Origin of the sequence: Pseudomonas sp. Choline-02u-1 (assembly GCF_002836515.1) — a bacterium.
Lineage (GTDB): Bacteria > Pseudomonadota > Gammaproteobacteria > Pseudomonadales > Pseudomonadaceae > Aquipseudomonas.
On the sequence record NZ_PJBC01000067.1, the window covers coordinates 178,227 to 202,176 of the forward strand.

The 23,950-nt window shown below is 60.2% G+C and carries 26 protein-coding genes and 1 pseudogene; 14 read left to right on the plus strand and 13 right to left on the minus strand.

The genetic code is table 11. The annotated features are described in order from the left end of the window. Nucleotides 1–104: 104 nt before the first annotated feature. Together CXF97_RS28285 and CXF97_RS27130 are read right to left on the minus strand one after the other, a co-directional pair. Nucleotides 105–275 (minus strand): annotated as a pseudogene (locus CXF97_RS28285) (DUF6124 family protein); the annotation flags it as partial. Nucleotides 276–726: 451 nt separating this feature from the next. Beyond that, entirely contained in the window at nucleotides 727–1,293 is a 567-nt protein-coding gene (locus tag CXF97_RS27130; protein ID WP_101162704.1) for a nucleotidyltransferase family protein, read from the minus strand. A gap of 369 nt (nucleotides 1,294–1,662) precedes the next feature. Here CXF97_RS27130 and CXF97_RS27135 point away from each other — a divergent pair, with 369 nt between their 5' ends. Beyond that, nucleotides 1,663–1,911 carry a DUF6555 family protein gene (locus CXF97_RS27135; protein ID WP_101162552.1) on the plus strand — a complete coding sequence of 83 codons (249 nt, stop codon included), beginning with the start codon at nucleotides 1,663–1,665 and terminating at the stop codon, nucleotides 1,909–1,911. Between the two features lie 14 nt (nucleotides 1,912–1,925). Here the strand turns inward: CXF97_RS27135 and CXF97_RS27140 are convergent, their stop codons facing one another. Continuing rightward, nucleotides 1,926–2,642 (minus strand): class I SAM-dependent methyltransferase, encoded by a 717-nt coding sequence (locus CXF97_RS27140; protein WP_101162554.1) that lies wholly within the window; start codon nucleotides 2,640–2,642, stop codon nucleotides 1,926–1,928. 157 nt (nucleotides 2,643–2,799) lie between these two features. Further along, entirely contained in the window at nucleotides 2,800–3,288 is a 489-nt protein-coding gene (gene bkdR / locus CXF97_RS27145; protein ID WP_039762201.1) for a Bkd operon transcriptional regulator BkdR, read from the minus strand. A 185-nt stretch (nucleotides 3,289–3,473) separates the two neighbouring features. On the opposite strand from bkdR, the gene CXF97_RS27155 reads away from it, so the two are divergent. The 5 genes from CXF97_RS27155 (at nucleotide 3,474) to CXF97_RS27175 (ending at nucleotide 9,687) form a co-directional block, all read left to right on the plus strand. Continuing rightward, nucleotides 3,474–4,709, plus strand: a complete 1,236-nt coding sequence (locus tag CXF97_RS27155; RefSeq protein ID WP_101162558.1) for a 3-methyl-2-oxobutanoate dehydrogenase (2-methylpropanoyl-transferring) subunit alpha — start codon at nucleotides 3,474–3,476, stop codon at nucleotides 4,707–4,709. A 1-nt stretch (nucleotide 4,710) separates the two neighbouring features. Continuing rightward, nucleotides 4,711–5,769 carry an alpha-ketoacid dehydrogenase subunit beta gene (locus CXF97_RS27160; RefSeq protein WP_064390582.1) on the plus strand — a complete coding sequence of 353 codons (1,059 nt, stop codon included), beginning with the start codon at nucleotides 4,711–4,713 and terminating at the stop codon, nucleotides 5,767–5,769. Further along, nucleotides 5,770–7,038 carry a dihydrolipoamide acetyltransferase family protein gene (locus tag CXF97_RS27165; RefSeq protein ID WP_101162560.1) on the plus strand — a complete coding sequence of 423 codons (1,269 nt, stop codon included), beginning with the start codon at nucleotides 5,770–5,772 and terminating at the stop codon, nucleotides 7,036–7,038. Between the two features lie 4 nt (nucleotides 7,039–7,042). Further along, a complete protein-coding gene (lpdA, locus tag CXF97_RS27170; RefSeq protein WP_101162562.1) occupies nucleotides 7,043–8,416 on the plus strand; it encodes a dihydrolipoyl dehydrogenase in 1,374 nt (457 codons plus the stop codon). A 251-nt stretch (nucleotides 8,417–8,667) separates the two neighbouring features. Continuing rightward, nucleotides 8,668–9,687 carry a branched-chain amino acid aminotransferase gene (locus tag CXF97_RS27175; protein WP_039762213.1) on the plus strand — a complete coding sequence of 340 codons (1,020 nt, stop codon included), beginning with the start codon at nucleotides 8,668–8,670 and terminating at the stop codon, nucleotides 9,685–9,687. Between the two features lie 159 nt (nucleotides 9,688–9,846). Here CXF97_RS27175 and CXF97_RS27180 read toward each other — a convergent pair whose 3' ends face one another. The 4 genes from CXF97_RS27180 to CXF97_RS27195 all read right to left on the minus strand — a co-directional run bounded on the left by CXF97_RS27180 (nucleotide 9,847) and on the right by CXF97_RS27195 (nucleotide 14,019). After that, on the minus strand, nucleotides 9,847–10,668 hold the full coding sequence (locus CXF97_RS27180) for a TIGR03915 family putative DNA repair protein (protein ID WP_101162564.1): 822 nt from the start codon (nucleotides 10,666–10,668) through the stop codon (nucleotides 9,847–9,849). Beyond that, on the minus strand, nucleotides 10,665–11,885 hold the full coding sequence (locus CXF97_RS27185) for a putative DNA modification/repair radical SAM protein (RefSeq protein WP_101162566.1): 1,221 nt from the start codon (nucleotides 11,883–11,885) through the stop codon (nucleotides 10,665–10,667). Before CXF97_RS27185 ends, CXF97_RS27180 begins: the two co-directional genes overlap by 4 nt. A 160-nt stretch (nucleotides 11,886–12,045) precedes the next feature. After that, complete coding sequence (locus CXF97_RS27190; protein ID WP_101162568.1) at nucleotides 12,046–13,365, minus strand: Nramp family divalent metal transporter; 1,320 nt, start codon at nucleotides 13,363–13,365, stop codon at nucleotides 12,046–12,048. A 117-nt stretch (nucleotides 13,366–13,482) separates the two neighbouring features. Then, the gene (locus tag CXF97_RS27195; RefSeq protein ID WP_101162571.1) at nucleotides 13,483–14,019 is read right to left on the minus strand and encodes a chalcone isomerase family protein; all 537 of its coding nucleotides are present in this window, start codon (nucleotides 14,017–14,019) and stop codon (nucleotides 13,483–13,485) included. Between the two features lie 146 nt (nucleotides 14,020–14,165). Here CXF97_RS27195 and CXF97_RS27200 point away from each other — a divergent pair, with 146 nt between their 5' ends. Then, complete coding sequence (locus CXF97_RS27200) at nucleotides 14,166–14,939, plus strand: hypothetical protein (protein WP_101162572.1); 774 nt, start codon at nucleotides 14,166–14,168, stop codon at nucleotides 14,937–14,939. A gap of 84 nt (nucleotides 14,940–15,023) precedes the next feature. Then, nucleotides 15,024–15,581, plus strand: coding sequence for a hypothetical protein (locus tag CXF97_RS27205; RefSeq protein WP_101162573.1), 558 nt, complete (start codon nucleotides 15,024–15,026; stop codon nucleotides 15,579–15,581). Here CXF97_RS27205 and CXF97_RS27210 read toward each other — a convergent pair. From CXF97_RS27210 to CXF97_RS27220, 3 genes are all read right to left on the minus strand, one after another. Beyond that, the gene (locus CXF97_RS27210) at nucleotides 15,571–16,287 is read right to left on the minus strand and encodes an alpha/beta hydrolase (protein ID WP_101162574.1); all 717 of its coding nucleotides are present in this window, start codon (nucleotides 16,285–16,287) and stop codon (nucleotides 15,571–15,573) included. The genes CXF97_RS27205 and CXF97_RS27210 overlap by 11 nt on opposite strands. Before the next feature lie 181 nt (nucleotides 16,288–16,468). Next, nucleotides 16,469–17,581 (minus strand): succinylglutamate desuccinylase/aspartoacylase family protein, encoded by a 1,113-nt coding sequence (locus CXF97_RS27215; protein WP_101162575.1) that lies wholly within the window; start codon nucleotides 17,579–17,581, stop codon nucleotides 16,469–16,471. A gap of 140 nt (nucleotides 17,582–17,721) precedes the next feature. Beyond that, nucleotides 17,722–18,501 (minus strand): ABC transporter substrate-binding protein, encoded by a 780-nt coding sequence (locus tag CXF97_RS27220; protein ID WP_101162576.1) that lies wholly within the window; start codon nucleotides 18,499–18,501, stop codon nucleotides 17,722–17,724. A 26-nt stretch (nucleotides 18,502–18,527) separates the two neighbouring features. Here CXF97_RS27220 and CXF97_RS28135 point away from each other — a divergent pair, with 26 nt between their 5' ends. After that, entirely contained in the window at nucleotides 18,528–18,737 is a 210-nt protein-coding gene (locus CXF97_RS28135) for a hypothetical protein (RefSeq protein ID WP_157830937.1), read from the plus strand. A gap of 98 nt (nucleotides 18,738–18,835) precedes the next feature. Here CXF97_RS28135 and CXF97_RS27225 read toward each other — a convergent pair whose 3' ends face one another. Beyond that, the gene (locus CXF97_RS27225; RefSeq protein ID WP_101162577.1) at nucleotides 18,836–19,264 is read right to left on the minus strand and encodes a rhodanese-like domain-containing protein; all 429 of its coding nucleotides are present in this window, start codon (nucleotides 19,262–19,264) and stop codon (nucleotides 18,836–18,838) included. Nucleotides 19,265–19,365: 101 nt separating this feature from the next. Between CXF97_RS27225 and ftrA the strand changes: the two genes are divergently transcribed. The 3 genes from ftrA (at nucleotide 19,366) to CXF97_RS27240 (ending at nucleotide 22,040) form a co-directional block, all read left to right on the plus strand. Beyond that, the gene (gene ftrA, locus CXF97_RS27230; RefSeq protein WP_101162578.1) at nucleotides 19,366–20,322 is read left to right on the plus strand and encodes a transcriptional regulator FtrA; all 957 of its coding nucleotides are present in this window, start codon (nucleotides 19,366–19,368) and stop codon (nucleotides 20,320–20,322) included. Nucleotides 20,323–20,469: 147 nt separating this feature from the next. Continuing rightward, nucleotides 20,470–21,708 carry an S-type pyocin domain-containing protein gene (locus CXF97_RS27235; protein ID WP_101162579.1) on the plus strand — a complete coding sequence of 413 codons (1,239 nt, stop codon included), beginning with the start codon at nucleotides 20,470–20,472 and terminating at the stop codon, nucleotides 21,706–21,708. Further along, nucleotides 21,705–22,040, plus strand: coding sequence for a hypothetical protein (locus CXF97_RS27240; RefSeq protein ID WP_101162580.1), 336 nt, complete (start codon nucleotides 21,705–21,707; stop codon nucleotides 22,038–22,040). The genes CXF97_RS27235 and CXF97_RS27240 overlap by 4 nt, the downstream gene beginning before the upstream one ends. Before the next feature lie 62 nt (nucleotides 22,041–22,102). Here the strand turns inward: CXF97_RS27240 and CXF97_RS27245 are convergent, their stop codons facing one another. Then, complete coding sequence (locus tag CXF97_RS27245; RefSeq protein ID WP_101162705.1) at nucleotides 22,103–22,441, minus strand: FKBP-type peptidyl-prolyl cis-trans isomerase; 339 nt, start codon at nucleotides 22,439–22,441, stop codon at nucleotides 22,103–22,105. Nucleotides 22,442–22,574: 133 nt separating this feature from the next. Here CXF97_RS27245 and CXF97_RS27250 point away from each other — a divergent pair, with 133 nt between their 5' ends. Both CXF97_RS27250 and CXF97_RS27255 read left to right on the plus strand, forming a co-directional pair. Further along, nucleotides 22,575–23,621, plus strand: a complete 1,047-nt coding sequence (locus CXF97_RS27250; RefSeq protein WP_101162581.1) for a M4 family metallopeptidase — start codon at nucleotides 22,575–22,577, stop codon at nucleotides 23,619–23,621. 14 nt (nucleotides 23,622–23,635) lie between these two features. Continuing rightward, nucleotides 23,636–23,947 carry a protealysin inhibitor emfourin gene (locus CXF97_RS27255; protein WP_101162582.1) on the plus strand — a complete coding sequence of 104 codons (312 nt, stop codon included), beginning with the start codon at nucleotides 23,636–23,638 and terminating at the stop codon, nucleotides 23,945–23,947. The last annotated feature ends 3 nt before the right edge of the window (nucleotides 23,948–23,950 follow it).

Genomic DNA, 23,950 nt, shown 5'->3' on the forward strand with positions numbered 1-23,950 from the left:
CCCGAAGGGTGACAGTCGAGGCCGGGGGGTGCAAGCCGTGGCCGTGTGCCAGCCATGGCGCAGCCGTGGGTTACGACGAGGTTTCGCCCTCGTCGCGATGTGGGTTATTTGGCGATTTCGACCTTATCCAAAGCCTGATTTACTGCGATTTCGCCGAGCATGACGACCTGGGCGATGCCGAGCAGGGTTTTGCGGCGCGGGTTGTCGAGCAGCGCGGCGAAGTCGTAGAGCATGGTGGTGGCCGAGCCGAGGGATTCGCTGGCGTTGGCCAGCAACATCACTTGCAGATGATGGGTGGCAGCTGTGTGCGGGTCTGCAAGACCGGGAAATCAGGAACCCGGCAGACCCGAAGGTCTCCCGCACAAAGCCGCCATTGAGCGGACACGAACGAGTGTCCTTTGACGGGGCTATGCGACTGATTTCCGACGGGCTTGCAGACCCGATCACTGGTGAGCAGTGACAGGAATCAAGTTACGGAGGAAACGGCAGACGCACAAGCCGGCGGATTCTGGCGTAGTCGTAAGGAATGACGCAAGGTGTTGTAGCCGTTTGCTTGACGCCTGAGTAATTGTTTAAACGGGCTGAGTGTTTTCTGTTTATTTGGTGATGAAGGGGCTGGCGCCATCGCGAGCAGGCGCGCTCCTGCAAGGGAATTGGAGGCAGACCCATAATCGCCCGGGTGCGCGCTAGCGTTCTCGCCAGCGTATTGGCCTGAAGGTGGCGGCATCAACCCTGCGTTAGGAGCGTCAACTTCGGCCAGATCTTGAGCCATCTCTTCGATCGCACGCGCTCCAGAAACACCGCGTATTTATCACTTTCAAATCGAGCGGTTGGCCGCACGTTAAGCGCAAACAGATCCTCAAGCCCCAACGGCGCCGAAACCTCTATGGCCCCCCGCTGATCGAGCCTGACCCCAACCGCCGTCGCTGTTTCGGGCCAATGGGACATAGCGTCGGCAGACGATTCATAAGGTACATCGGCGTTTCGCTGGTGCATGCGTGCCTGGTTCTTCACCGACCACGACCCGTTCAGGCCGCTACACAACGTTGCAAGCTCGGCCTCCAAGGCTAAGTCCGTTTGCGCACTGATGGCTGCTTTGTCGAACCAGATGACATCAATGTCCTTGGGCAACGGCGAAGAAACGCGTTGATGCAAATGATCCCAAACCAGGCTGCGCACACATCCTGCGGCAACCCAGCTGTCCGGCAAGTTGACTTCCCTGACTGCGTGCAGGATGTGCATCCGGACGGGATCCTCGGCAATCAGATCCCGCAGTAGCGCTTCCAGATTCATCTTTTTCATTCCATTGATCATGGTTGCGAGAGCCTATCAGAGGTCTCGGTTCAGCGCCCCAGCCGGCGCTCTGACCGCAACATCTCGGCCGACAGGCGATGCGTTTCGCTGGATTCCGGCAATCCGGGATGACTGATTGCACGCCTGAAAAAGCTGCGCCCGGCACTTGCCGGGCGCAGGTGCTGCGAGCGACCTGAAGAGTCTGCGCCGGCACTTATGCGTTGATCGTCGAGCAGGTTCTACGGCTCCTGAGGTTCCTCGAAAAACCGCGTTCCAGAGCGTTTCGTGTCGCTGATCATCTGGCCAGAAAATCCTTTGAATTTTTTTTGTCGGACAAAATCATTTACGTATGAGCGTAAGGAGGAACTCATGCGTAGCACCGATATTTTCGTCATCGAATACAAACATCACGACCGGCCAAAATCTTTCGTCATCCGCGCCAAAAGCATGCGCAATGCCGATGCCTGGCATTGGGCGAGCTGTGACGCCGGTATTGCGCCGATTCCAAAACCGGGCAAACCACCGTTGAAAGTTGTCTCCAAGCCTCAGGCCGAACGGTATGGCATTACCGACGTCAAGTGGCGCGAAACAGCGGCAGTGGACTGGACGGAGGCTTAGTTGAACTGTGCTGTTCAAGCGACCCGGCATGTCAGCCATGCGCCCCAGAACAGACTGCTGAAAAACCGCGTCATGTCACCGAACCCCGCGTTATGCAACAACGCCTGAACCGCCGCCTCCGAGTGCGGCGGATCAGCACCCTGCAAAATCTTCCCGAGTTTCGCCTGCACCTCCTCGGCCGTTGCGCCCTGCTGTCGCCAGCGCTGGCTCCACGCTTGCAGCAGCAACGGGTGACTGGCGTAAGCGTAATGATTGCCGGCCACAATCAACGGCGCCCCGGGTTTGAGCCGGGCGTGAATGGATCGCAGGATTTGCTGCTTTTGCGCCTCGCCGCTCAAGTGATGAAGCACGCCGATCAGCGTGGCGGCATCGAAGGACGCATCTGCCGGCAAGTCTTCGACATGGCCAAGATGTATTTGAGTTCTGTGCAACAGATCATTGCCGCGCAAGTGCTCGGCTGCGGCCTCCAGCATCGGCTCGGAAGGATCCACCGCAATGAATTGCCAGCCCGGCTCCAGCGCGGCCATAGCGATGATTTCCTGGGCAGTGCCGCCTGCGCCCACCACCAGCACTTTTGCCGAACGCGACGGACCGAGGCTGGCGGCGAGCATGCAGGCGGACAGGTCGTGACAGGCATCGTAGCCGGCCAGGGCAATGCGGCTCTGGCGGGCATACTCGTTGGCGCGCAAGGTGTCGAATTTGCCGGCGGCGTCAGCGGTGGGTTGAGTCATGGCGTTTCTCCGTGTCCTTGATGGCACGCTACGCGACGAGCGTAGAGAAGAAAAATCCAATGATTTCATGGGGGACATTCCGTTGAGGAATACGCCGACCCCGCCGCGAAGGCCCGATCCAACATGGCTCAGGCTTCCGCACCCAACTGCGGACAGCTCAGGTACCCAGCGTCAAACCATTCGCGGGTAACGGCAACGCCGTCTTGTAGCGCACCTGCTTGAGCGCAAAGCTGGAACGAATGTTCGCCACCCCCGGCACCTTGGTCAGAAAATCCATCATGAAGCGTTCCAGCGACTGGATGCTCGGCACCAGCACGCGAATCAGATAATCCGGGTCGCCAGCCATCAGATAGCACTCCATGACCTCGGGGCGATCCGAGATCGCTTCCTCGAAATGCTGCAGCGCTTCTTCAACCTGTTTCTCCAGGCTGACGTGAATGAATACGTTGACGTGCAGCCCCAACAAGTCCGCGTCGAGCAGCGTTACCTGTTCACGAATCAGGCCCAATTCTTCCATTGCCTTGACCCGGTTGAAGCATGGCGTGGGCGACAGGTTCACCGAGCGGGCGAGGTCGGCGTTGGTGATGCGCGCGTTCTCCTGAAGGCTATTGAGAATGCCGATATCGGTGCGGTCCAGTTTGCGCATGAGACAAAATCACCTGTTTTTTATGCTTGTGCAGATTTTCTATCTGCAAATGGTCGCCAGCGCAACAAAACAGAGAGAAATATTCTTCTTGGCCGCGCCTATGATTGTTGTAGGACAAGATTTCCTCTACCCCGGAATGACTGCCAGCTCACTACAAGAAATTCACAAGATCGAGCGTAGAAGCCATGACCCAAGCGTATGAACCGCTGCGTCTGCACGTCCCTGAACCCTCGGGCCGTCCAGGCTGCAAAACCGATTTTTCCTACCTGCATCTGACCGATGCCGGTACGGTGCGCAAACCTCCCATCGATGTAGAACCTGCCGACACGGCCGACCTGGCGCGCGGTCTGATTCGCGTGCTCGACGATCAGGGCAATGCGCTCGGCCCGTGGGCCGAAAATGTGCCGGTCGAGATCCTGCGCAAAGGCATGCGCGCGATGCTCAAGACGCGCATCTACGACAACCGCATGGTCGTCGCGCAGCGCCAGAAAAAGATGTCGTTCTACATGCAGAGCCTTGGCGAAGAAGCCATTGGCAGCGCCCAGGCCCTGGCATTGAACATCGATGACATGTGCTTCCCGACCTACCGCCAGCAGAGCATTCTGATGGCCCGCGACGTTCCGCTGGTCGACCTGATTTGCCAGTTGCTGTCCAACGAGCGCGATCCGCTCAAGGGCCGGCAATTGCCGATCATGTACTCGGTCAAGGACGCCGGGTTCTTCACCATTTCCGGCAACCTCGCCACCCAATTCATTCAGGGCGTCGGCTGGGGCATGGCCTCGGCGATCAAGGGCGACACCAAAATCGCTTCAGCGTGGATCGGTGACGGCGCCACTGCCGAATCGGACTTCCACACCGCCCTCACCTTCGCTCACGTTTATCGCGCGCCAGTGATCCTCAACGTGGTCAACAACCAATGGGCGATTTCCACCTTCCAGGCCATTGCTGGCGGTGAAGCCACGACTTTCGCCGGACGCGGCGTTGGTTGCGGCATCGCCTCGCTGCGCGTCGATGGCAACGACTTTTACGCGGTCTACGCCGCTTCCGCCTGGGCTGCCGAACGCGCCCGCCGCAACCTCGGCCCGACCATGATCGAATGGGTCACCTACCGCGCGGGCCCGCACTCGACTTCCGACGATCCATCCAAATACCGCCCCGCCGATGACTGGAGCCACTTCCCCCTCGGCGATCCGATCGCGCGCCTGAAACAGCACCTGATCAAGGCCGGCCACTGGTCCGAAGAAGAGCACGCCGCCGTGAGCGCCGAGCTCGAAGCTGAAGTCATCGCCGCGCAGAAACAGGCCGAACAGTACGGCACCCTCGCCGGCGGGCAGATTCCGAGCGCCGCGACCATGTTCGAAGACGTCTACAAAGAGATGCCGGAGCACTTGAAGCGCCAGCGTCAGCAGTTGGGGATCTGACATGAACGATCACAACAACAATATTCAGCTGGAAACCGCCATGACCACGACCACCATGACCATGATCCAGGCCCTGCGCTCGGCCATGGATGTGATGCTTGAGCGCGATGACAATGTCGTGGTCTTCGGTCAGGACGTCGGCTACTTCGGCGGTGTGTTCCGCTGCACCGAAGGCCTGCAGACCAAGTACGGCACCTCGCGCGTGTTCGACGCCCCCATTTCGGAAAGCGGCATCGTCGGCGTGGCTGTCGGCATGGGTGCTTACGGACTGCGCCCGGTCGCCGAAATCCAGTTCGCCGACTACGTCTACCCCGCCTCCGACCAGATCATTTCCGAAGCCGCGCGTCTGCGTTATCGCTCGGCCGGCGAGTTCACCGCACCGATGACCTTGCGCATGCCATGCGGCGGCGGCATCTACGGCGGCCAGACCCACAGCCAGAGCATCGAGGCGATGTTCACTCAGGTCTGCGGTTTGCGTACGGTGATGCCGTCCAACCCGTACGACGCCAAAGGCCTGCTGATCGCCTCCATCGAAAACGATGACCCGGTGATCTTCCTTGAGCCGAAACGCCTGTACAACGGCCCGTTCGATGGCCATCACGACCGCCCGGTAACCCCGTGGTCGAAACACCCGCAAGCCCAGGTGCCGGACGGTTATTACACCGTGCCGCTGGACGTCGCCGCGATCACTCGTCCGGGCAAGGACGTGACGGTGCTGACCTACGGCACCACCGTCTATGTATCGCAAGTCGCTGCCGAGGAGTCCGGGGTGGATGCCGAAGTCATCGACCTGCGCAGTCTGTGGCCACTGGATCTGGACACCATCGTCAAATCGGTGAAAAAAACCGGCCGTTGCGTGGTGGTTCATGAAGCCACGCGCACCTGCGGTTTCGGCGCCGAACTGGTGTCGCTGGTGCAAGAGCATTGCTTCCATCACCTGGAAGCGCCGATCGAGCGCGTCACCGGTTGGGACACTCCCTACCCGCACGCGCAGGAGTGGGCGTATTTCCCAGGGCCGTCCCGAGTGGGCGCGGCGTTGAAACGGGTCATGGAGGTCTGAATGGGCACGCACGTTATCAAGATGCCGGACATCGGCGAAGGCATCGCAGAAGTAGAACTGTCGCAGTGGCACGTCAAGGTCGGCGATCTGGTCGTAGAAGATCAGGTGCTGGCGGATGTGATGACCGACAAGGCGATGGTCGATATTCCATCGCCGGTGCACGGCAAGGTCATCGCCCTCGGCGGTCAGCCGGGCGAAGTGATGGCGGTCGGCAGTGTGCTGATCAGCATCGAGGTTGAAGGGGCTGGCAACCTCAAAGAGTCCGCCACTTCTGTAGCTACCCAAGAGTCCGTTGCGCCGAAAGTGGAAGCTGTTGTCGAGAGCAAACCTGCTCCAGCGGCCCCGCGTCCGGCGGCGGTTTGCCAAGGCCCGATGGTTGCCCGTGAAGCCGATGAGCGTCCGCTGGCCTCGCCAGCCGTGCGCAAACATGCGCTGGATCTGGGTATTCAACTGCGTCTGGTGCGCGGCACCGGCCCGGCCGGTCGGGTGTTGCATGAAGACCTTGAAGCTTATCTGGCGCAAGGTCAGTCCAATGCCTCGGCGCCGGCAGGTGCCGCTTATGCCCAGCGCAACGACGAAGAACAGATCCCCGTGATCGGCATGCGCCGCAAGATCGCCCAGCGCATGCAGGATGCCACTCAGCGTGCCGCGCATTTCAGCTATGTCGAGGAGATCGATGTCACCGCGATCGAAGAACTGCGCGCGCATCTGAATGAGAAACATGGCGCCAGCCGAGGCAAGTTGACCTTGCTGCCGTTCCTCGTTCGCGCGCTGGTCGTCGCCCTGCGCGACTTTCCGCAGATGAACGCCCGTTACGACGACGAAGCGCAAGTCATCACCCGCCTCGGCGCGGTGCATGTCGGCGTCGCCACGCAAAGCGATGTCGGCCTGATGGTGCCGGTGGTGCGTCACGCCGAAGCGCGCAGCCTGTGGGACAGCGCCGCAGAGATCTCGCGCCTGGCCAATGCCGCGCGCAATGGCAAGGCCAGCCGCGATGAATTGTCCGGTTCGACCATCACCCTGACCAGCCTCGGTGCGCTGGGCGGCATCGTCAGTACGCCGGTGCTGAACCTGCCGGAAGTGGCGATTGTCGGCGTGAACAAAATCGTCGAACGGCCAATGGTGGTCAAAGGCCAAGTGGTGATTCGCAAGATGATGAACCTCTCCAGCTCATTCGATCACCGCGTGGTCGACGGCATGGACGCGGCGCTCTTCATCCAGGCCATTCGGGGCTTGCTCGAACAACCTGCCACTTTGTTTGTGGAGTAACGCAATGCAGACTCTGAACACCACGCTGCTGATTATTGGCGGTGGCCCCGGCGGGTATGTAACAGCGATTCGCGCTGGGCAATTGGGCATCCAGACCATTCTGGTGGAGGGCCAATCTCTGGGCGGCACCTGCCTGAACATTGGCTGCATCCCCTCGAAAGCGCTGATCCATGTCGCTGAGCAGTTCCATCAGACGCAGCATCACCATCAGCATTCGGCGCTGGGCATCAGCGTTTCCGCGCCGAGTCTTGACATCTCTAAAAGTGTCGAGTGGAAGGACGGTATCGTTGATCGTCTGACCACTGGCGTCGCCGCATTGCTGAAGAAGAACAAGGTGCAGGTCGTCAACGGCTGGGCAAAAATCATCGACGGCAAAACCGTGGAAGTCGGCGATACGCGCATCCAGTGCGAGCATCTGGTGCTGGCCACCGGCTCGACCAGCGTCAACCTGCCGATCCTGCCAATCGGTGGGCCGATCATTTCCTCCACCGAGGCGCTGGCGCCAACTTCTGTGCCCAAACGTCTGGTCGTGGTGGGCGGTGGTTACATCGGTCTGGAGCTGGGCATCGCCTACCGCAAGCTCGGTGCCGATGTCAGCGTGGTCGAGGCGCAGGATCGCATCTTGCCCGCTTACGACGCTGAGCTGACCCAACCGGTGCACGACGCATTGAAGCAATTGGGCATGAAGCTTTACCTCAAGCACAGCGTGCTGGGCTTCGACGGTACGTTGCAGGTGCGCGATCCTGAAGGCGAAACCTTGAACCTGGAAACCGATCAGGTGCTGGTCGCGGTCGGGCGCAAACCCAACACTCAAGGCTTCAATCTCGAAGCGCTGAATCTGGACATGAACGGCTCGGCAATCAGGATCGACAGCCATTGCCAGACCAGCATGCGCAATGTCTACGCCATCGGCGATGTCAGCGGCGAACCGATGCTCGCTCACCGCGCCATGGCCCAGGGCGAGATGGTTGCCGAGCTGATCAGCGGCAAGCGCCGTGAATTCAACCCGACCGCCATCGCCGCCGTGTGCTTTACCGACCCGGAACTCGTGGTGGTCGGCAACACCCCGGACGAGGCCAAGGCTGCCGGGCTGGATTGCATCGTTGCAAGCTTCCCGTTCGCCGCCAATGGCCGGGCGATGACCCTGGAATCGAAAAGCGGCTTCGTCCGTGTGGTCGCGCGTCGCGACAATCATGTGATTGTCGGTTGGCAAGCCGTGGGCGTTGGGGTTTCCGAGTTGTCGACGGCGTTTGCGCAAAGCCTGGAAATGGGCGCGCGGCTGGAAGACATCGGCGGCACCATTCATGCGCACCCAACCTTGGGCGAAGCGGTGCAGGAGGCGGCGTTGCGGGCCCTGGGGCATGCGCTGCATCTGTAAATCCGTCAAATTGATCGTTCCCACGCTCCGCGTGGGAATGCAGCCCGGGACGCTCTGCGTCCCAACAGCCGAACGCGGAGCGTCCGATGAGGCAATCCCACGCAGAGCGTGGGAACGATCAGTCGAGGGAACGATCAGCGGAGCGAATTCCGGCTGCGAAACCGCTCAAGAATGAAGTATTGTTGTGCCCATCCAAAAAAACGTCAGAAGCCTTGAACCGTTTCGGCGGTTGTTCAGTGATAGAGGGTGTCATGGGTAACGAGAGCATCAATTGGGACAAGCTGGGTTTTGACTACATCAAGACCGACAAACGCTATCTGTCGTACTTTCGCGATGGCGAGTGGGACAAAGGCACCCTGACCGAAGATAACGTCCTGCACATCAGCGAAGGCTCGACGGCTCTTCACTATGGCCAGCAGTGCTTCGAAGGCATGAAGGCCTATCGTTGCAAGGACGGCTCGATCAACCTGTTCCGCCCGGACCAGAACGCCCTGCGCATGCAACGCAGCTGCGCACGTCTGCTGATGCCGACCGTGGACACCGAGCAGTTCATCGAAGCCTGTAAAGCCGTGGTTCGCGCCAACGAGCGTTTCATCCCGCCTTACGGCACCGGCGGCGCGCTGTACCTGCGCCCGTTCGTGATCGGCGTCGGTGACAACATCGGCGTGCGCACCGCGCCCGAGTTCATCTTCTCGATCTTCTGCATTCCGGTCGGCGCCTACTTCAAGGGCGGCCTGACTCCGCACAACTTCCAGATCTCCAGCTACGACCGCGCCGCCCCACAAGGCACCGGCGCCGCCAAGGTCGGTGGCAACTACGCAGCCAGCCTGATGCCGGGCTCGAAAGCCAAGAAAGCCAACTTTGCCGACGCGATCTACCTCGATCCGATGACTCACACCAAAATCGAAGAGGTGGGCTCGGCCAACTTCTTCGGGATTACTCACGACAACAAGTTCGTCACCCCGAACTCGCCATCGGTCCTGCCAGGCATCACCCGCCTGTCGCTCATCGAATTGGCCAAATCGCGTCTGGGTCTGGAAGTGGTCGAAGGCGACGTGCTGATCGACAAACTGGCGGACTTCAAGGAAGCCGGTGCCTGCGGTACTGCTGCCGTGATCACGCCGATCGGCGGCATCAGCTACAACGATCATCTGCATGTGTTCCATAGCGAAACCGAAGTGGGTCCGGTGACCCAGCAGCTCTACAAGGAGCTGACTGGAGTGCAAACCGGCGACATCGAAGCGCCAGCGGGCTGGATCGTCAAGGTTTGAACTGACGGTTTTTGATGTTGAAAAGAAGCCCTCCATTGAGCGATTGATGGAGGGCTTTTTGCTGGGCTACAGAAAATCAAAAAATCAAAAGATCGCGGCCTTCGGCAGCTCCTACACGGTCTCTGTAGGAGCTGCCGAAGGCCGCGATCTTTTGATCTTCTATTTCAAAGCAATCCGCTTTCCGGCTCGACTGGCAATCCCGCTCGCCTGCCCGTTCTGCTGTTTGCCCATCCGCGCCTGGGTAATCAAACCGGGAATCAACTCACCCTCCGGCAGGTTCTTCCAGAATCTCACCGGCAAGTGTCCTTGCATGACCCTGGGGTTCAACCGCGCCGGGTTGAAGATGTGGCTGTAGTAGGTCAACCACAAATCGCCATGCGGATCATCAACGTTCTGCGCCAGTTGCTGCCATTCAATCGGGCACTGACGCTCGTGAATCAATTGCTCGCCGTCGTAATAAACACCGTCGCGTGGCGTGGCGATCAACCAGCGATGCTGGCCCATACGCCCGATGAAGTGCTCGCTGGCGCTGTGCAGAATGTCATGCGCCGGTTCGTGCCACGCCACATATTGCGGGCCGGGCAGAGCCTTCGGGCGCTCGATAAAGCGCACAAACGCATGCAGATGATGGGCTTCGCGGCTGACCTGTTTGATTCGACGCTGCAGTTCGCTGCCGAGTTTATCGCCGGCCATCATCGCCGTGCGGTCGCCATGGCTGACGCGCCACAGCACTTCATACAACAGGCTCCAGCGTTGCTCGCCGCGATAACGCGCCGCTTGTTCGAGGGTGGCGAGCAGCGCACGGGGAATACGCGCCTGAAACGGCCCCTGCCCTTCGGGCATGTGATCATCACTGGCAAACAGATCCCCCACCCCTTCCGCCGCCCAGCTCACCAGACTCGGATCGATCTCATGGCTGAGCAACCAGCGTGCTTGCTGGCGCCAGTTGTCGAACAGGTCATCGCAATCAAGACTGATCATCCCCACAACCCCATCTGCTGCGGCATCGGCCGGTCGCGCAATTGCTGATAGAGCATGTGGCTGGTGACTTCAGCCTGTTGCGGGTGGTAATCGCTGGTGATGATGAACGGCTTGGCCTTGGCCAGCACGCAGCGCATCCGCGCAACGTCTTCGTAACGGATGCGGCGCTGGCGACGCAGCTCGACCAGGCGCTCGGTAGTGCGCAAGCCGATACCGGGAATGCGCGAGATCAATGCCGCGTCGGCACGATTCAGGTCCAAGGGGAACACTTCGCGGTTTTCCAGCGCCCACGCCAGTTTCGGATCGATATCAAGCGCCAGATTGCCCGGCCCCTTGAGCAATTCGTCTGCGCTGTAGCCGTAGCTGCGCAGGAGGAAATCGGCCTGATACAAACGATGCTCGCGCATCAGCGGCGGCGCGGCGAGTGGCACGCTTTTCGGGCTGTCGGGGATCGGGCTGAACGCCGAGTAATAGACCCGGCGCAGGCGGAAGTTGCCGTACAAGGATTGGGCGCTGTGCAGGATGGTGCTGTCATCGGTGTCATCGGCACCGACGATCAACTGCGTGCTTTGCCCGGCCGGGGCGAACTTCGCCGAGCGCGGCTCGTTCAACACGGTCTGCACACCGGTGTAGATGGTGTTCATCGCTTGCTTGATCGAGGTGATGTCCTTCTCCGGTGCGAGCGTCTGCAGGCTCGCATCGGTGGGCAATTCTATGTTGACGCTGAGGCGGTCGGCGTAACGCCCCGCTTCTTCGATCAAAGCAGGATCGGCTTCCGGAATGGTCTTGAGATGGATGTAGCCGCGAAACTCGTGCTCTTCACGCAGCAACTTCGCCACGCGCACCAGTTGCTCCATGGTGTAGTCCGCCGAGCGGATGATACCGGAGCTGAGAAACAGGCCGCTGACACAGTTGCGCCGGTAGAAATCCATGGTCAGCGTGACGACTTCTTCCGGGGTGAACCGTGCACGCGGCACGTCGCTGGAACGGCGGTTGACGCAGTATTGGCAATCGTAAAGGCAGAAGTTGGTCAGCAGGATCTTCAACAACGACACACAGCGCCCGTCCGGCGTATAGCTGTGGCAAATGCCCATGCCGTCCGTCGATCCAAGCCCGCTCTTGCCTTCGGAGCTGCGCTTGGGCGCGCCACTGCTGGCGCAGGAGGCGTCGTACTTGGCGGCGTCGGCGAGGATGCTGAGCTTGTCGATGATTTGCATGGCGCGGGCCCTTTACTGTGTGCATATACAGTATAGGCTCGCCCGCTGCGAAACAAGTTGATGGATGACCCCTCGTCGGCTGCTGATTCGAAGTGGTCACCGCGAAAACTGTGGGAGCGAGCTTCCCTCCAAGGGCGAGCTGATCACCGCACACCGGCTATCAAACTGCCCACTGCAATATCAGCCAGCAATTCGCCCCGCTGATCAGCACAAACAGCCCCCAGGCCAGCACCCGGGTCGGCCAGCGATTGACGAACGGCCCCATCAATTGCCGGTCGTTGGTCATGCGGATCAACGGATACAAGGCGAACGGCAGTTGCAGGCTGAGCACGACCTGGCTCAACACCAGCAACTTGCCAATCGCGCCATCACCGAGCAGCCAAACGCCAATGAACGCGGGAATCAGCGCCAGGCCGCGGGTGATCAGGCGTCGCTGCCAGCACGGGATCCGCAGATTCAGATAGCCCTCCATGATCACCTGCCCGGCGATGGTCCCGGTGAATGTGGAACTTTGCCCGGACGCGAGCAGCGCTACGCCAAACAGCACGCTTGCCAGCGCACCGCCAACCAGCGGATCGAGCAGGTGATAGGCGTCCTGAATGTCGACCACATCGGTGTGCCCGGACTGGTGGAACGCTGCCGCTGCGAGAATCAGAATTGCCGCGTTGACCAGCAGCGCCAGGGCCAGCGACCCGATCGTATCGATGCGCGCCAGCTTCACTGCGTCCTGCTTGCTCGCCAAGTCCTTGCCGATCATCCGCGTCTGCACGATCGAGGTGTGCAGATAAAGGTTATGCGGCATCACCGTGGCGCCGAGGATGCCAATCGCCAGATACAACGGCGCAGCATCGCCAATGGCCGACAGCGAAGGTTTGAAGCCCTGCGCCACGTCCGGCCAGTACGGCTTGATCAACAATAACTCGACGAAGAAACACACACCGATGGTCGCGACCAGCACCAGCATGATCGCTTCCAGGCGGCGGAAGCCACGGTTTTGCAGGGCCAATACGAGGAGAGTGTCGAACGCCGTCAAGGCAATGCCGAACGTCAGCGAACACCCGAGCAGCAAGTGAAACGCCAATGCACAGCCAAGCACTTCGGCGAGGTCGGTGGCGATGATCGAAATTTCCGCCAGCCCCCATTGCAGGCGTGCGGTCGGCGTGCTGTAGCGCTCGCGGGACAACTGCGCCAGATCGCGACCAGTGGCGATGCCCAGCCGCGAGCACAGGCACTGCACGACCATGCCGGCCAGACTCGCCAGCAACACCACGAACAACAGGCTGTAGCCAAAACGCGAACCGGCCTCGATCGCAGTGGCCCAGTTGCCCGGATCCATGTAGCCGATCGACACCAGCAAACCGGGACCGGCAAAACGCAGCACGCGTTTGAAGAACGACGCAGTCGGATCGACCGCGACACTGCCGGCCACTTCCGGCGGGCAAAACGGCGCGGTGGCGATTTTGGGCAAACTGAATTTCACGCACACATCCAGAAACAAAAACGGGAACCCGGCAGCTTAGACGTTTCGCCAGAAGCCTTGAAGAGCAAAGATCGCAGCCTGCAGCAGCTCCTGCATTTGGAACGCGATCTGCTGATCTTATTGACTCGCCCCCAACAACTGCTCGCGCAACTCGGGACTGCGTGTTCGCGGATCCAGCCAGATATCGAAAAACGCCTTGGCAAACTGCGGATCCTCGATCTCATGTTGCAATTTCTGCCCGACAAAAAACCGCGCGCCCTGCCCCGGCAGATATACGCCGGTTATGCGCGTGCCGGCCTGCACGTCGATAAACGACTGCTGCATCTGCACCTGCCAATTGGCCAGTTGTGCCGGGCTGACGCTGGGGCCGGCCAGGCGCTTGATCTCGTCGACGCTGGTGCTGACCAGATCGTCGCGCGAGATCGCGCGGCGATAGATCAGCTCCAGCGCAAAAGGCTGGCCGTCCGCGAGAGGTCGTGCGGCACTCCACAAACGAGCGCTGTAAACATCGAAGCCGAACACGCTGAAATCGCCGCTGCCGATGATTTGCGCACCGGGCACGGCGTCTTGCCAATTGGCCCATGTCGGCGTGAGCAACAGCGCCCACAAGCCGATGCCACAGCAGCCACGGACAAGTTTGGGTGTTCTGCTCATCGCCGTATCCTCTGCGCCACGCTCTGAATGTTCGAAGCATAGCCGGATTCATGCTTGAAATTTTGTATACAAACTTTGCACACATAGGCAGCAATCTCCCAAGCGCAGTGCTAACGTACCCACCCTGACCCAACGGAGAGACCCGCGTGCTGATCCTCAAACTGCTGCTGATTCCCGGTTTTCTCCTGCTGATTTCTCTGGCGGGCAAACGTTGGGGCCCGAGCGTGGCTGGGTGGTTGTCGGGATTGCCGGTCGTGGTCGGGCCCATTCTGTTTTTTCTCGCGGTCGAACAAGGCCCGCAGTTTGCCGCGCAATCTGCGGTGGCGGCGCTGTCAGCAATGTTCGCGATGATCGCCTTCTGCGTCACCTATGCGCAGGTCGCGCAACGCGCCGATTGGCCGTGGGCACTGACGGTTTCGCTGGCGGTTTGGGGCGTGCTGGCAGCGGTGTTGTCGGTGATCCCGGCATCCTTGCCGTTTTCGGTAATTGCCGCGGCGGTGGCGCTGCTTGCATCGCCGTACCTGTTTCCCGAGGTGCAGCCGGCGTTGAACGGGCGAGCGCCGAAGTCGGACAAACTGATTTGGCGGATGATTGCCGGCGCTGCGCTGACACTGGTGGTGACGATGCTCGCCAGCACCGTCGGGGAGCGCTGGAGCGGCCTGCTCGCGGTGTTCCCCGTACTTGGCAGCGTCATGGCGGTGTTTTCGCAACAAACGCGAGGCCCGGCGTTTACCGCTGCGTTACTGCGCGCAACGGCGACCGGCATGTATTCGTTCTCAGCGTTCTGCCTGGTGTCAGCCTTGACGCTGCCGAGCATGGGCCTGAGCGGCTTCGTGGTGGGCGTAGCGGTGTCGGTAGCGATGCTCGGCGTGACCCGGCGTCTGCTGGCGCGGCCAGCGGCGAAGGCGCAAGCGCAATAAACGCCCGGACGAATCGCGCTGGAACGCCCGGTACGCTCCGTGGGATGATCGCCCGCCTCGCGCGACCCATTCCCGGAGATTCAGATGTCATTGTTGAGCAAAAAAGCCGTCATCCTGATGTTGGCGGCCGTCGCCGGTTTTGCCGCGATCAACGCGCACGCCGCCAAGGAAAAAGTCAAAACCGAGAAGGTCTCGCTGCTCGACGGCAAGTTTGCCTTCGTCCTGCCCAAAGGCTTCGTTGCCGACCCGCTGCCCGCCAGCCCAAGCGGCGCCAAGGGCACGATGTACACCAACCAGGCCACCAGGACCGTGGTCATCGCCGCCGAAAACCAGATCCCCGAAGGACAGAACGTCAAGGACAACGACGGTGAGTTTCTTGACGCCAGCGTGTCGAGTTTCATCGACGATCAGCGCAAGGCCCTGCCGGACTTCAACAAGCTCAGCGAAAAAAGCCTGACCCAGAAAGGCACCGGCCTGGGTTTGCGTCAGGTTGACAGTACGGCCACTCAGGGTGGTGGCCAGACGCTCAACACCACATTGCTGGCCGGCTCCGGGACGAAGATGGCGCTGGTGCAGGTGATCTCCCGCGCCAGCGACAAGAAGGCTCACGATGCTCTGGTCAAAGCCATCGTCAAGGATTGAGCCGCTGCAGCCAGCCATTCAGATCGCGCAGTTCGGCCGCGCTGATGCTGTGGCCGACGCCCGGATAAGCATGAAACTCGGGTTTGTAATCGAGCTTTTGCAATAGCGCATTGGCCTCGGTTCCGTGACGGTAAGGCACCGGATCATCGGCGGTGCCGTGGCCGATAAAAATGCTCAGCGGCAACGGCGCTTGCCCGGGCTTGAGTTCGGCCTTGAGCACCGGCAACAAGCGCCCGCTCAACGCAGCGAATCCGCCCACGGCTGCTGGCGCGCGCAGGCCCACTTCGTAGCTCATCATCGCGCCCTGGCTGAAGCCGATCAGGTACACCTTGTCCGGCGCGGCGTGATATTTCCTCGCGGCCTGGGCGATAAAGTCCCGCAGCTTCTGACCGCTGACCTTCAGATCATCTGTCTCGCCGTTGTAGGCGCCTTCGCCTTTCTTGCGAAACCACTGGTAACGTCCTTCATCCAACGTCATCGGCGCGCGCACCGACAGGTAGTTGTACTGCACCGGCAGCTGAAATTTCATGCCGATGAGATCGGCCTCGTTACTGCCATAGCCGTGCAGGAAAATCACCAGCGGACGTGGTTCTGCGTCGGCGTGGACCTGTTCGAGGTATTTGAGCGGCAGGTCGGATTGCAGGGTGGTTTGCGCATGGACGGCGGTGGATGCGAGCAGGGTCAGCAGGGCGAACAATTTCAGCATGGAGCGCTCCTTCACAGAGTGTCGGGTTCGCGGGGGAGCCTAACATTCTCGGCTGAGGATCCAAATTTTGTGGCGTGGCTGATGGCCCTTTCGCGAGCAGGCTCGCTCCCACCGTTGAAATGCGTTCCCCCTGTGGGAGCGAGCCTGCTCGCGAAGAGGCCCGCACCTTCACCGCAACCTGTCAGTCGTTCGTCAGCTTGCCGGTACGAAACGGCACCCTCCCCGCCACTTTCGCCTGCCAGATCCCCGGCTCGGTATAGCGCCCGCGATCAATCGCGAACAGCACCCCGCTGGTGCCGGCGCGCACGGTGGTCACGCGATCCTGCAACGGGTCAACAACCTCGAACAACGCATCACCCTGCTCTACCCACTCGCCGGCATTGCGCAAGAAACTGACCACGCCATGGTGCGGGGCGAACAGGTATTCAGTGCCTTCAAACGGCAGACCTTCACAACATTCGCTCGGCGCCGCCGGCCAGTCGCCGCTGATGAAACCCTGCTCGGCGAGAAAACCCAGAATCGCTTCGCAGTTGGCCTGAGCCTGATCGACGCGGGTGTCGCCCATGCTGCCCAGCTCCAGCGTCGTCGCCAGATTCGCCGCCGGAATCGCCGCGTCCGGGAATGCTTTGGCCAGACGCAGCCACGGTGTCGAGCAGGACTCATCGAACGAGCTACCGCCGGAATCCTCGCAGAGCAACGCGACGCCGGCCTGCAACCGCGCCGCCAGCGATTGCCATTGCGGCCAGTGTTGCGGCAGCGCGTAGAGGTGAATCGCAGCGTCGAAGTCGCAGTGCAAGTCGAGGGTGATGTCGGCGTCGCAGGCGTGGCGCAGCAACAAGCGGTGCAAGGCTTCCAGTTGCGATGCCGGCGCTGGCAATTCTTCGAAGACCTGAGCCATGGCTTGGCGGATCAGCGCGACGTTGGCCTCGGCATCCGCGCCCAGACGCTCGCCAACCAGCGCCGCGACCGGGGCGCTGAGTTCGACGAATGCGCGGTTGAAATTCTTGCCGCTGCCCAGTTCGAAGCGGCCCATGTGATTGCCTTGCAGATGCTGATCCAGGCCAATCGGATTGGCCACCGGCACCAACTCGATGACGCCCTGCAAGCGGCCCTGCTGCTCCAGTTCGCTCAGGCGCAGCTTGAGTTCCCACGCGGTGCGCATGCCCGGCAGTTCATCGGCGTGCAGGCTGGCCTGGATATACACCTTGCGGCTGCCGGCGCCATAGCGGAACACGCTGAGGGAGCGCTCACTGCCCAAATGGCTCCAGGGCAGAACGTGGTCGATGCGTTGCATGGTTAACTCCTCATATCTGCATCACACAGATCCCCTGTGGAAGCGGGCAAGCCCGCTCCCACAATGGATCTCTATCAGTAGAAAGAAAGCATAAAAAAAGTGGCCACCGCGCAAACGAGGCCACTTTTTCTCACGGCGTATTAATGGCCGTATACGTCAAAGTCGAAGTACTTGTCCTGGACTTTCTTGTACTCGCCATTGGCGCGGATTTCAGTGATGGCTTTGTTGAATTGCTCAGCCAGTGCGGTATCGCCCTTGCGCACGGCAATGCCAGCGCCGCCGCCGAAGTACTTGGCGTCTTCGTACGTCGGGCCGACGAATTCGAAGCCTTTGCCGGCGTCGGTTTTCAGGAAACCGTCGCTGAGGTTGACCGAGTCGGCCAGCATCGCGTCGATACGCCCGGACACCATGTCGAGGTTGGCTTCCTGCTGCGAGCCGTAGCGCACCAGTTCGATTCCGGCCGGAACCAGCACTTCGGTCGCGTAACGGTCGTGAGTACTGGCGCGCAGCACGCCGACTTTCTTGCCCTTGAGTTCAGTCAGCGGGTCTTTGACGCCCGAGCCTTGCTTCATCACGAAGCGTGCCGGGGTGTGGTAGTACTTGATGGTGAAATCGACGTTTTTCTTGCGGTCGTCGGTGATGGTCATCGACGACAGGATCGCGTCGATCTTCTTCACTTTCAGTGCCGGGATCAGACCGTCGAACTCTTGCTCGACCCACGTGCATTTAACTTTCATCTGCGCACACAGTGCATCGCCGATGTCCACGTCAAAACCAGTGAGTTTGCCGTCAGGGGTTTTCATCGAGAATGGCGGGTACCCGGCTTCGATACCGATGCGGATCGGCTTGGCGTCTTCAGCCACAGCGGTCAGGGACAACATCGACAGTGCCAGGGCACCGAACATCACTAGCTTTTTCATTTATTACTCCCGTGCGGAGGCTTTTATTGGCAGCTTTCGAGTCAGCATTCGGTCATGGCGTTCTAACAGCAAAAACCGAAGTGGCCGGCAGTCTATGGCGACGCGCACAGGGGCAATTGTTTTTAAGCGACAAATACTTACAGAACATCGGCGCACGCATTGACGAGGCTCAGCGCGTGCGCCGTGGTGGTGCGAAGGCTGCAGGACAAGACTGTTTTCAGAGCAAGAAACGCTGATTCCACTGTAGGAGCTGCCGCAGGCTGCGATCTTTTGATCTTGTTTTTTTGAGATCAAGTTCAAAAGATCGCAGCCTCCGGCAGCTCCTATAGAAACGTCAGCATTCGCAGGCGACAGGTGTATTGGCGACTGACGCCGCGCTCAGTTCGAAACCTTCATCGAGCCATCCGGTGACGCCGCCGATCATCTCTTTCACCGGATAACCCAGCGCCGCCAGCTTCACCGCCGCCTTGTTCGCACCGTTGCAATGCGGCCCGGCGCAATAGACCACGAACACGGTGTTTTTCGGGTAATCGGCCAAGAGTTCCGCCGTGAGCAAGCGTGTCGGGATGTTGATCGCACCGGGCACATGGCCGCGTTCGAACGCCAATGGGCCGCGCACGTCCACCAGAACAAAATCGACCTCCCCGGCCTCGTGGCTGCTGAACACGTCGGAGCAATCAGTTTCGAAGGTCAGACGATTGCTGAAATGCATCAGCGCAATCGCCGAGGGGGCGGCAGGGATTTCGCGAACCAGGCTGGTCATGCAGTGTTGCTCCTTTGTCTGTGGGGTATGAACAGACTTTATCGAGCCGGCGCTTGTCGCTACAGTGGCGCGCAAGACACCGACCGGGAGTTTTCCGCCAAATGCTCACTCAGCCCAATCTCGTCGCCATTCTCGCCTACGATGGCCTCTGCACGTTCGAGTTCGGCATTGCCGTGGAGATCTTTGGCCTGGCCCGACCGGAGTTCGATTTCCCTTGGTACGAGCATGCGATTGCCGCAGTCGATCAAGGCCCGATGCGCGCCATGGGCGGGATTCAAGTGTTAGCCGATGGCGGTGTGGAACTGCTCAGCGAAGCGCGCACCATCGTCATTCCCGGCTGGCGCGATCGCAACGCCCAAATACCGCCAGCGCTGATCGACGCGTTGCGTCAGGCCCATGCCCGAGGCGCGCGGTTGCTGTCGATCTGCTCGGGCGTATTCGTCCTCGCTGCCAGCGGCTTGCTCGACGGTCACCGGGCCACCACCCACTGGCGCTACACCAGCGAACTGGCGCAACGCTTCCCGGCCATCGAGGTCGATCCGGACGTGCTCTACGTCGACGCCGGTCAACTGATCACCTCCGCCGGAAGCGCCGCCGGCATCGACGCCTGCCTGCATCTGGTAACCCGCGACTTCGGCACGCAGGTTGCCAACGCCGTCGCGCGGCGCCTGGTCATGTCGCCGCAACGCACCGGCGGCCAGGCCCAATTCATCCCAACGCCGGTCAGCCCGACCCCACGCAGCGACCTGTCGCGCGTCATGCAATGGGCCCGCGAACGCCTGCACGAACCACTGGAAGTCGGCGATCTGGCCAGTGAAGCGGCGATGAGCGAGCGCACCTTTTTGCGGCGCTTCGCCGAAGCCAGCGGGCAAACGCCCAAGGCGTGGCTGCAACATGAACGCCTGGCGCGGGCGCGAGAATTGCTCGAAAGCACTCACCAACACACCGAGCAGATCGCCCAGCGCTGCGGCTATCGCTCGGTGGAGAGTTTTCGAGCGGCGTTCCGCAGTGTGGTGGGCGTGCCGCCGTCGGTTTATCGGGAGCGGTTTGGGCGGTAGGGTAAGGCGATTTGTTGACCTCTCTGGCCATGGATTTGATCTTTTTGCAGTCCTGACAACCGCAACACTTTCAGACGCGTCCTACATCCATCACTCCTTCGTAGCTTTAGCGTTCGCTTCGTTTTTAAACAGCGGACAAGGACGCTCATGGCTCGCAAGAAAGACATCCCCCGGGTCCAGAACCCGCCAGAGGGAGACGGACACCACATCACCAGCCGCTACATGACTGCCAGCGAACTTGCTGCGCGCGAGGCCGCGCATGCCGCTTATGAAGACATGCTGGCGCGGCAGCAGGCTCACGAACATCGTCTTGGCAACCAGGTCATACCGCGACAGCAAAATATAAGCGGCTGTGTGTTTGTGAAAAGTTGCAAGCTGCCGAACGGTGTTATCAATGATGCCAATCCATCCGGATTTATACCGGTCGGGAAAATTTCGGATTATGGAACGCTGTCCTTGCTAGGGGGGCGTGAACGCGACTCGGCCGGGAATATTGCACTCAAGACAATTGGCGCGACCAGTTTGCAAGCGTCGATCGGAGCTTTTGCTCTCGGCAGCTCTGGCAGTCTGAGCACCAGCACTGCCGCCGCAAGTACCACAAGCCTGGCCGCCGGCGGTGTCGTCGCAGGCGGGTTGCTCGGGTTGGTTGCGCTGCTGTGGCCATCGAGTCTCGCCGATAGTGCTCTCTACACAGAAGAGCAACTACAGTCGCTCGAGACAGCCCGGACTCGGGTTCGATTGCATGTAGAACAGCAGCCCGATGGGACGTTGAAAGGATACGGATACAACACTCAAACGCGCAGCGATTGGGAAATGATTCCTGTCGTCCAGTTCGTCAAGCAAGGCGCCTCGTACGTCGCAGATTTTGGCAATGGGTCGACCCTACTCTGGACTCCCTCTGTAGACTCATCAGGCGGATCGGCAATTCCGCCGTTGGAGGGTGCGCCGCAGGTTCCACACATCTGGATATACCCGCCGACCGAGCAGGCGGACAAAATCATCGTCAATCCGGTTTACCCGCCTGAATATCAGGACTTTATTCTGGTCTTTCCGGCTGGCTCGGGAATAAAGCCCCTTTACATTGTCTTGGCACTTGAGTTCGACGCTGCCAGTTACCATGGAAAAAAAGACACTCCCCACAAGAGCAAGGGCCCTTCGAATGGGCAGAAGGCTTTGGAGAGTTCGGTTCAGGTAAAGCCGACATCTACGCGCAGGATTGGAGTGGATCCCGATGCCAATGAGTTGGTCGTTTTTGATCGCACTGGTGGTGAGGTCTACCACGGACACGTAAGGCCATGGGATAAGCTTCATCAAGACATGAAAAACGCATTGATCAAAGCCAGGAAAGTAGACAGCAAGGGCAATATTCTGGGAGCAAGAAAGTGAGCCTCACCTACCAAGACCCGTCAATAGATCATGATGAATCCGTACGATTACTGACCAGCGGCGCTCAGGAGGATGTCATTTGCGCACTGATCTCCATTGGCTTGAATGAACCCGATGGCAGTTGGGCAGAGGAAATCTGCGCCAAGTACCTCTCCAGCGAAACCGAAGCGATTGCTGCCTCTGCCATCACCGCCCTGGGCCATATCGCTCGTCGACATGGAAGACTGAATACCGAAACCGTTTTGCCGGCGCTCGAAAACTTAAGGGGTCGGATGCCCTCGTTGCAGGGCGTCATTGAGGACACAATGGACGATATAGAGATGTTCACCTGAGCATCCGAAGTTGAAAGCGTTTGGATGAGGGTTGCTTCATCCAGACGCACGTTCCTCAGACCTCAATCCTCGCGCGTCAAAACCTCCAACAACTCAATTTCAAACAGCAGATTCGAATTCGGCGGGATCTTGCCCATGGTCCGCTCGCCGTACCCCAGACGCGCCGGCACCAGCAATTTGCGTTTGCCGCCGACCTGCATGCCCATCAGGCCCTGATCCCAGCCTTTGATCACTCGGCCAGTGCCGATCACGCACTGAAACGGTTTGCCGCGGCTCCAGGACGAGTCGAATTCCGTGCCGTCTTCCAGCCAGCCAGTGTATTGGGTGGTGATCAGCGCGCCTTTGACTGCGGCTTTGCCGTCGCCGGGTTGCAGGTCGATGGTTTGCAGTTCGTCTGTCATGTCGTAGGCTCTGTCGAGGTGTTCGCGGACGGCGTTTTTCGCAGAATCCGTCGACGATGGCAATCCATGGAACCGAAAACACGCGTTGCCGCTCACATGTGTATCGACATCGTATGACGACAAGGATGCTTTGATGACCGACTCCCGATTGCTGCGCAGTTTCATCCCGCCCTACATCCTCAACCGCATCATTGCCCACGGTTCGGAACCGCAGCGCAGTGCCGCGATGCAGACACTCAATCATGTGCGCAGCCTGTTGCCCAACCCCGGCCGCCCTTCGCAGCCGCCGGCGCGGGCGATTCTGCCGGAGGCGAGCAAGCCTGGCCTGGCCCGGCGCAGCGTGCACGATGCACAGAACAAAATGCTCTTGCCGGGCATGCCGGTGCGCCTCGAGGGCCAGCCGGCATCGGGGGATCCGGCGGTCGACGAGGCTTACGATGCGCTGGGCGCCAGCTATGATTTCTTCTGGAAAGTGCTCGGTCGCGACTCGATCGACAATCAGGGATTTGCCCTGATCGGCAGCGTGCATTATGGCCAGGGTTATGAGAACGCATTCTGGAACGGCGCGCAGATGGTCTTCGGTGACGGCGATGGCGAAATCTTCCAGCGCTTCACCCGCTCGCTCGATGTCATCGGCCATGAACTGGCCCACGGTGTCACCGAGAGCGAGGCCGGGCTGATTTATGCCAATCAGTCCGGCGCGCTGAACGAGTCGCTGTCGGATGTCTTCGGCATCTTGGCCAAGCAGTACACCCTCGGGCAAACCGCCGAGCAGGCCGACTGGTTGATCGGCGCCGACCTGCTGATGCCGAAGATTCAGGGCAAGGGCCTGCGCTCGATGTCGCACCCTGGCACAGCATATGACGACCCGTTGCTGGGCAAAGATCCGCAACCGGACCATATGCGCAAGTTCGTCCTCACCAGCGAAGACAATGGCGGTGTGCACATCAATTCCGGCATTCCCAACCGCGCGTTTTACCTGGCAGCCCGAGCGTTTGGCGGCTTCGCGTGGGAAAAGGCCGGACGAATCTGGTACGACACGCTGTGCGACAACCGCTTGAGCCAGGAGGCAACGTTCGACGCGTTCGCAAAACTGACCGTCGACCACGCCGGCCAGCGCTTTGGCGCCGAAGCAGCCGACACCGTGCAGCAAGCCTGGGCGCAAGTCGGTATCGAATAATCCGAGGAGACCGTATGAAAACGCTACCCGAGCTGGATAAAGATTCCGTTTTGCGCGTATCTCGCCAGGGTGGCGTTGCAGCGATTCACAGCCTGAGCCGCCCACGGGAAATCGAATTCGCGCAATGCGATATCAATCAGCGCTCAAGGATCTGCTCGGTGCTCGAAGGTTGCCTGCCACTGGACAGCAGCGAATCGGGCCGTGGGGATCAGCGTTTCTACCAGATTGAAGTGCGCTATCAGTCCGGGGAAATGGTGTTGAAGGTGCCAGAGGACCGGGCGCCTGGGGAGCTGGTGAATCTGTGGGACAAGGGGGAGCTTGTATAGAAG

Coding starts and splice junctions, on each gene's coding strand:
- CXF97_RS27210 (WP_101162574.1), bottom strand. CDS start 16,287: ATGCTGAAATTGTTCGCCCTGCTGACCCTGCTCGCATCCACCGCCGTC.
- CXF97_RS27225 (WP_101162577.1), bottom strand. CDS start 19,264: ATGACCAGCCTGGTTCGCGAAATCCCTGCCGCCCCCTCGGCGATTGCG.
- CXF97_RS27220 (WP_101162576.1), bottom strand. CDS start 18,501: ATGAAAAAGCTAGTGATGTTCGGTGCCCTGGCACTGTCGATGTTGTCC.
- lpdA (WP_101162562.1), top strand. CDS start 7,043: ATGCAGACTCTGAACACCACGCTGCTGATTATTGGCGGTGGCCCCGGC.
- CXF97_RS27195 (WP_101162571.1), bottom strand. CDS start 14,019: ATGAGCAGAACACCCAAACTTGTCCGTGGCTGCTGTGGCATCGGCTTG.
- CXF97_RS27245 (WP_101162705.1), bottom strand. CDS start 22,441: ATGACAGACGAACTGCAAACCATCGACCTGCAACCCGGCGACGGCAAA.
- CXF97_RS27235 (WP_101162579.1), top strand. CDS start 20,470: ATGGCTCGCAAGAAAGACATCCCCCGGGTCCAGAACCCGCCAGAGGGA.
- CXF97_RS27185 (WP_101162566.1), bottom strand. CDS start 11,885: ATGCAAATCATCGACAAGCTCAGCATCCTCGCCGACGCCGCCAAGTAC.
- CXF97_RS27140 (WP_101162554.1), bottom strand. CDS start 2,642: ATGACTCAACCCACCGCTGACGCCGCCGGCAAATTCGACACCTTGCGC.
- CXF97_RS27255 (WP_101162582.1), top strand. CDS start 23,636: ATGAAAACGCTACCCGAGCTGGATAAAGATTCCGTTTTGCGCGTATCT.
- CXF97_RS27130 (WP_101162704.1), bottom strand. CDS start 1,293: ATGAATCTGGAAGCGCTACTGCGGGATCTGATTGCCGAGGATCCCGTC.
- CXF97_RS27160 (WP_064390582.1), top strand. CDS start 4,711: ATGAACGATCACAACAACAATATTCAGCTGGAAACCGCCATGACCACG.
- CXF97_RS27215 (WP_101162575.1), bottom strand. CDS start 17,581: ATGCAACGCATCGACCACGTTCTGCCCTGGAGCCATTTGGGCAGTGAG.
- CXF97_RS27205 (WP_101162573.1), top strand. CDS start 15,024: ATGTCATTGTTGAGCAAAAAAGCCGTCATCCTGATGTTGGCGGCCGTC.
- CXF97_RS27165 (WP_101162560.1), top strand. CDS start 5,770: ATGGGCACGCACGTTATCAAGATGCCGGACATCGGCGAAGGCATCGCA.
- CXF97_RS27180 (WP_101162564.1), bottom strand. CDS start 10,668: ATGATCAGTCTTGATTGCGATGACCTGTTCGACAACTGGCGCCAGCAA.
- CXF97_RS27155 (WP_101162558.1), top strand. CDS start 3,474: ATGACCCAAGCGTATGAACCGCTGCGTCTGCACGTCCCTGAACCCTCG.
- CXF97_RS27250 (WP_101162581.1), top strand. CDS start 22,575: ATGACCGACTCCCGATTGCTGCGCAGTTTCATCCCGCCCTACATCCTC.
- CXF97_RS27175 (WP_039762213.1), top strand. CDS start 8,668: ATGGGTAACGAGAGCATCAATTGGGACAAGCTGGGTTTTGACTACATC.
- ftrA (WP_101162578.1), top strand. CDS start 19,366: ATGCTCACTCAGCCCAATCTCGTCGCCATTCTCGCCTACGATGGCCTC.
- bkdR (WP_039762201.1), bottom strand. CDS start 3,288: ATGCGCAAACTGGACCGCACCGATATCGGCATTCTCAATAGCCTTCAG.
- CXF97_RS27135 (WP_101162552.1), top strand. CDS start 1,663: ATGCGTAGCACCGATATTTTCGTCATCGAATACAAACATCACGACCGG.